Here is a 6959-nt window from a genome sequence, read left to right as displayed (position 1 = left end):
GGGATAACCTGCTGTAAATACGAGAAAAAGGAGCGCGCAGCCGCGAGTCCGTGCGAGATGCGCGCAGCCTGGAAAAACTAAAACATCGGGGCCTGGGGAGCTGACATGGGAAGCAGGGACAATCCGTCTCCCCATAGGCCGTAACCCTTTGAATCCCACCGTAGGAGCTGCCGCAGGCTGCGATCTTTTGATCTTGTTTTTAAAACATCAAAGTCAAAAGATCGCAGCCCGTGGCAGCGCCTACCGCTTGAACTCTCAGAGCCGGCGTTTGCGGTTGAGGCTCGGGATGGTGGTCTGCGGGATTTCCAGTTGCTGTGCCTGGCTGCGGGTGTTGGCCGCCAGTGCCGCCAGCGTCGGCTGACTGAACAGCGCTCGCGCGTCGGTGTGCAACCCGGTCTGGCGCATGCGCGCAACCAGGCTCACCGCCAGCAACGAATGCCCGCCCAACTCGAAGAAGTTGTCGTGGCGCCCGACCTGATGGACGTTGAGCACCTCGGCCCAGATCCGCGCCAACGCCGCTTCGACTTCGCCTTCGGGTGCCTGATACGGGCGATTGAGCACCGCCTCTGCTCCCGGTTCAGGCAAAGCCTTGCGGTCGATCTTGTCGTTGGGCGTCAGCGGTAGTGCATCCAGCAACACAAAAGCACCCGGCACCATGTACTCCGGCAACCGCTCCAGCATATGCGCGCGCAGCGTCTCCAGATCTGGCGTAGCAACACCGCCACGCACGGTGTACCAAGCGACCAGACGCTCATCGCGCACCATGATGACCGCGTCACGCACTGCTGGATGCTCGATCAGCCGCGCTTCGATTTCACCGGGTTCCAGACGCAAACCACGCAACTTGACCTGAAAGTCGTTGCGACCGAGGAATTCGAGGTTGCCGTCGTTTTTGTAGCGCACCAGATCGCCGGTGCGGTACAGCCGATCACCCGGCACGAATGGACTGTCGACGAAGCGCTCGGCCTGCATGTCGGGCAGTCCGTGATAGCCACGCGCAACACCAACGCCACCGATGTGCAACTGGCCACTGACGCCCAACGGCACTGGCTGATCGTGGGCGTCGAGTACGTACAGCCTAGTGTTGCTCAGTGCCTTGCCGATCGGCACCACGCTGTCCATCACAGGATTACCCGGCTCCAGCGTCCAGCCGGTACTGTCGACTGTGGTTTCGGTAGGGCCGTAGACATTGTGCAAACGCACCCACGGCAGGCGCTCACGCACCTGACGGGCAAGCGCAGCGCTGAGTTCTCCGCCACCATTGAGTACATCGGTAAGGCTGGTGCACTGCTCGACGTCGTCCTGCTCGATGAACTGCTGGAGCAACGCCGGAACGAATTTGACCACCGTGACCTGATGCTCGCGAATGGTCTGCACCACATAAGCCGAATCGCGGTTGCCGTCGGGCCGCGCCAGCACCAGGCGCAGGCCGGAACACAAGGGCCAGAAGATCTCCCACACCGAGCTGTCGAAGCTGAACGGCGCTTTTTGTAGCAGCGCGCCGTGCTCGGTCGGCGGACTGATCTGCGAGCCCCAGTGCACCATGTTGCAGGCGCTGCGATGCTCGATCATCACGCCTTTGGGCAGGCCAGTGGAGCCGGAGGTGTAGATCATGTAAGCAAGACTGGAGGCATTCAGCCCGGGGACCTGCGGATTACTCTCGGGGTTGTACTGCCAACTGCCACGGTCGAGATCGATCAGCGGCACCTCGCGCTTACCGAGCAGATCGCGGGTGGCGGCATGCACCAGCACGGCGATCGGCGCGCTGTCGCGCAACATGTAGGTCAAACGCTCCAGCGGGTAGTCCGGGTCAAGCGGCACATAGGCCCCGCCAGCCTTGAGAATGCCGAGCAGACCGACCACCAGATCCAGTCCGCGCTCGACGCAGATCGCCACGCGCGTATCCGGCTGCACGCCTTGTTCGCGCAGATGATGCGCCAGTCGGTTGGCACGCGCATTGAGCTCGCCGTAAGTCAGCTCTCCTTGCTCGGATTGCAGCGCAATGGCATCCGGCTTGAGACGAGCCTGTTGTTCAAACAACACCTGAATCGGCTGCTCCAACGGGCAAGCAACCTCGGTGGCGTTGAACTGGACCAGCAACCGTTGCAACTCCTCGGCCGGCAGAATCGGCAAGCGATTCAAAGGCTGTTGCGGTGTCTGTTCCAATGCCGCCACCAGCCCGTTCAAAGCTGCGTGTACATAAACGCAGATTCGCTGCGCACCAATCTCCGCGACGGTTCTGGCTGTCAGCCGCAGATCGCTGCCCAGGTCATCCACGCTCAGCGTCAGCGGATAATTGGTGCGTTCCTCATTGGCCAGGGTTTCAATGCCTTGCCAGGCTTGATCCGAAGGTTCGAGCAGTTCACTCGGATCGGTGTGACGGTAATTGAGCAACGCACTGAACAATGGCGACGGCGATGCAACACCACTGCAGCGCTGAGCCAGTGCCAGCGAGGCGTGTTCGTGCCCGAGCAGCGCGGTCAATCGCGCATGGGTCGCCTGCACCCCGGGCAAAACAGCCGTATCAACATCAATGCGCAGCGGCAAGGTATTGATGAACACTCCCAGGGCGCGATCAGCCCCCGCGCCGCCCTGCATGCGCCCCATCAGCACGGTGCCGAAAACCACATGCTCTTGACCGGAAGTCGCCGCCAACACCCGCGCCCACGCCAAGTGAACCAGACTGGCGACACTGACGCCGGCCTGCCGCGCCTGAGCGCGCAAGCGCTGATACAAACCGTCATCAAGCATTTGCCGAGCCTCGTCAATGCCGCGACCATCGCCCTGCACTTCCTGCAAACCGAATGGCAGTGTTGGCTCATCGATATCCGCCAGCATCTCGCGGAAGAACGCCTCGTGTTCCTGTTCGCTGACACCCAGGCGCGCCTGCGCCACATAGTTGCGATAGGGCACCGGCACAGCCAGCGGCTGGACCTGACCGGACAGACTGGCCTGCATCTCGCCGCGCATCACTTCCAGCGCAACGTGATCCATCGCCAGATGATGAAACAGCAGAATGCCAACCACCCGGTCGAGCGCCGGATCACGGGCATACACCAGACGAATCATCGGAGCCTGGCTGACGTCGAGGCGATAGCGCCGGGCATCGAAACGCGCGTGCAACTGATCGATGATCGCGCCATCGGCAGGGTCGAGATGCACTTCCTGAACGGGCAGAATCGCCTCGCGCCACACCACCTGTACCGGGGTAGTCAGCCCCTCCCAGACCACGGCGCTGCGCAGAATGTCATGCCGCGCCATGACCTGACGCAACGCCTCGGCGAAGGCCTCGACCCGCTCGAGACTGTCGAACGCCAGCCGCGATTGCAGCAGATACGGGTCGCCCTGCGCTGCCGTGATGTGGTGGTAGAGAATGCCTTCCTGCAAGGGTGCCAGGGGGTAGATGTCCTGCACATTGGCCGCGCCGCCCGGTACCGTGGCGACGACACGGTCGATGGTCGGCTGGTCCAGTTGCACCAGCGTCAACAGCTCCGGGGTAATATGCGTGCTATCGCTTGCGATGCGATTTTCCGGCACCGCTACCTCACGCCCGGTGCCCACCGAAGCGGCCAGCGCTGCCAGCGTCGGCTGGCTGAACAGCACCCGGACGTCACTGCTCAGATCGAGCTGACGCATACGTTCGATCAGCATCACGGCCATCAATGAGTGCCCGCCCAACTCAAAGAAATGGTCGTGGCGACCGACCCGTTCGACTTGCAGCAATTCGGCCCAGATCTGCGCCAGCGCCATTTCCACTGCACCCTGCGGCGCTTGGTATTCGCGGCGGATCAATGCCTCCGGCCCCGGCGCCGGTAAAGCCTTGCGATCAAGCTTGCCGTTGGCAGTCATCGGCCACGCCGTCAGGCGCACATAAGCGCTCGGCAACATGGCGCTGGTCAGACGGGTTTTCAGATGGGCGTGCAATGCATTGATGTCGAGCGACTCATGCTCGATGAACCACGCCAGCAGTTGCCCGTCACGCACCTGCACCACCGCTTCCCGCACGGCATCATGGCTGACGAGCGCGGTTTCGATCTCGCCGAGTTCGATGCGCACACCGCGGATTTTCACTTGATCGTCATTGCGTCCCAGATAGTCGAGGTTACCGTCGGCACGCCAGCGTGCGAGGTCGCCGGTGCGATACATACGCGCCAGCGGATCATCACTGAACGGATCGCGCAGAAAGCGCTCGGCCGTCAGTTCCGGACGATTCAGGTAACCCCGGGCGACGCCGGCGCCGCCGACATACAACTCGCCCGTCACGCCAATCGGCACCGGACGTTGCTGTTCATCGAGCAGGTACACCGTGCCGTTGCTCACCGGTCTGCCAATGTGCAGCGCCTGCCCGGCTTCGATGCGCCCCGAAGTGGCAACCACCGTCGCTTCGGTCGGGCCGTAGTTGTTGATCACCTCGAACGATTGCGACCGATTGAACTGACGCAGGCGATCACCGCCGATCAGCAGCGTACGCAGGGTCGGGTGGTCGAGATGCCTGGCGAAGGCGTACTCGGCAATGGGTGTCGGCAGGAAACTCACATCCAGCGGCTGCGCGCGCCACCAGTCGAGCAACGCGTCGATGTCTTCGTTGCTGCCAGTGGCGGGGGCCAGATGCAGGGTCGCGCCCGCGCACAACGCCGGCCAGACCTCCCACGCCATGGCATCGAAACCGAAACCGGCGAGGCTTGAGGTGTGCTGACCGGCGCGCAGATTAAAGGCGTCACAATGCCAATCAACCAGGTTGCCCAGTGTCCCGTGCTCGACCATCACCCCTTTGGGTTGGCCGGTCGAACCGGAGGTGTAGATCACGTAAGCGAGGTTCGCCGTGGTCAGGCCGGGCACGCTCGGGTTGGCAAAGTTGTCCGCCGGCCCTTCGCGCTGATCCAGCTCGATCACTGGCACATCCAGTTTCGGCAGACGTGCACGCAGGTCGCTGAGCGTCAGGACGACAACCGGCGCGCTGTCATTGAGCAGATAGTTCAAACGCTCGGAGGGATGCGCAGGATCGATCGGCACATAACCGGCTCCGGCTTTCAGAACCGCCAGCAAGCCAACCAGCGTGTCGAGCCCGCGGCGGCCGACAATTGCCACCCGGTCATCCGGTTGCACGCCGAGTTCGAGTAACTGATGCGCAAGCGAGTTGGCTTGCCGGTTAAGCTCGGCATAGCTCAGCGCCTGCCCCTGATAAATCACTGCCGGTGTCTCCGGGCGCTCAGCAGCCTGGTTTTCGATTCGCTGGTGAATGCTCTGCGCAGGTGGGTACACGACGTTCGTCGCATTCCACTGCTGCAACAGGACTGACTCTGCCGCTGTGCTCAAACTGAAATCGAGCACCGACAGACTCAGTTCTTCGAGACCTTGTTCGAGTATCAGTAACCAGCGCTCAGCGATTGCCTGAATCTCGTCGGCAGTGAAATAGGCTTCGCTGTAAATCAGGTAGAGGCTGGCGCTGTCGTTACCGTCGTTGCTCAGCAAATGGACAGCCAGCGGAGTGGCCTCCTCCAGACTCGAGACCTTGATCACTCGCGCCAACGCTTCGCCGTAACGATGTTCATGGGCATCCTGCTCATAGGACACGGTCAGTTCGAACAATTGCCCGCGGTCTTCGCGCAGCAGGCCAAGGGCACGGTTCATCTCACTCAGGGGAAAGCGCTGATGACGAAAATCCCTCTTCAGCTCATCACGGATGGCCATGATCAACTCACCGAACGACAATTCGCGACCAAAACCCATCCGTACCGCACTGACCTGGGCAAACAGCCCGATCGTGGATTTGTAGCGGGCGCCGGAGCGATTGAGTATCGGCAGCCCCACAACCCATTCGTCGCGCTGTGCAGTCCGGCTGAAATACACATGCAAGGCGGCCAGCAACACATGAAACGCGGAAGCGCCAAGATCACGGCCCACCTGTTTCATACGCTCATGCAACCGGGGCGCCAACTCCCGAGCGAACACCCGCGTTTGTACGTCCTTGCCGGCAAAGTCCTGCTGATAACGCGGCACCAGCAACGGCTCGGGCATCGACTGATATTTATCAAGCCAATAGGCGCGGTCGAGTGCATAACGTGGCGAGTGACGATAGCGCGCATCATCCTCAATGAAGTCGATATAGGAAGGCGCCGAATCGGGCGCGGGGTTCCCGACTGCCAATGCATTATAGATTTCGTCCAGGGAATCGAGCATTGCGCCGAAGCTCCAGCCATCAACGATCAGGTGATGCGCGAGTATGGAAAGCCAATGCCGGTTATCGTCGAAGCGGATCAGCAGAAAGCGGAACAGTGGTCCGCCATCCAGTACAAAGACCTCATCGATGCGCTCCTGAATCAACGACCGCGCCGCCGCTTCAGGATCGGGATCTGTGGACACATCATGCGTCGCCATCGGCGCAGGCAACGAAGGGGCAAACCGCTGCAAGGGCAATCCGTCGGCCCCGGCACCCGGCAACAGGACCGTGCGCATCGCGTCATGACGCGCCACCAGACACTCGAGCGCCGCTTGCATCCGCGCCGGGTCCAGAGGGCCAGTCAACTCCATGTATCCGCCGATGTTGTACAGCGGCGAGTCACCCCGGCTCAATTGATCGAGCCAGATGTCCAGCTGTGCGGCGGTCAGTGGAAAGGTCACGGGCGAAGCGGACGAGGTGTCCGCCGCAGTGGCAGAAATAGGCGGCATAAGATCCTTCTCATGATGTTTTGCCCGTATTCAAGCATCGGCCCCGGCGCCGACATGACACCCGAAACCCGGACAACTACCTCCCCAGCCGCGCCCGACAGTACATATCGGCCTGATTCGCATAGGTCTTGTCGAAGTTTTCGGAGAGGAAATACTGAAAAGCTTGTAGGAAAAGAACCACATGCGAATGCCGCCATTTGCCCGAGGATCGACGATCGTGGAACTCGATCTCCCGAGTTTGCGGGCCCTTACAGTGACTGAATAGTCACGCTGACCGATTTTCTAGCCGA

At 61.4% G+C, this 6959-nt stretch carries 1 protein-coding gene; it reads right to left on the bottom strand.

Going from position 1 to position 6959, the window contains the following annotated elements; genetic code table 11:
• Positions 1-255 precede the first annotated feature (255 nt).
• The gene (locus JFT86_RS19385) at positions 256-6669 is read right to left on the bottom strand and encodes a non-ribosomal peptide synthetase (RefSeq protein WP_201237951.1); all 6414 of its coding nucleotides are present in this window, start codon (positions 6667-6669) and stop codon (positions 256-258) included.
• Positions 6670-6959 lie beyond the last annotated feature (290 nt).

The organism is Pseudomonas sp. TH06 (assembly GCF_016651305.1).
Taxonomy (GTDB): domain Bacteria; phylum Pseudomonadota; class Gammaproteobacteria; order Pseudomonadales; family Pseudomonadaceae; genus Aquipseudomonas.
The sequence above is the reverse complement of the archived record's forward strand: the minus strand, read 5'-3'. Positions and strand labels throughout refer to the sequence as shown.

Bases quoted from the DNA above. Each gene is read 5' to 3' on its own strand.
- JFT86_RS19385 (WP_201237951.1), bottom strand. From the start codon at position 6,669: ATGCCGCCTATTTCTGCCACTGCGGCGGACACCTCGTCCGCTTCGCCC.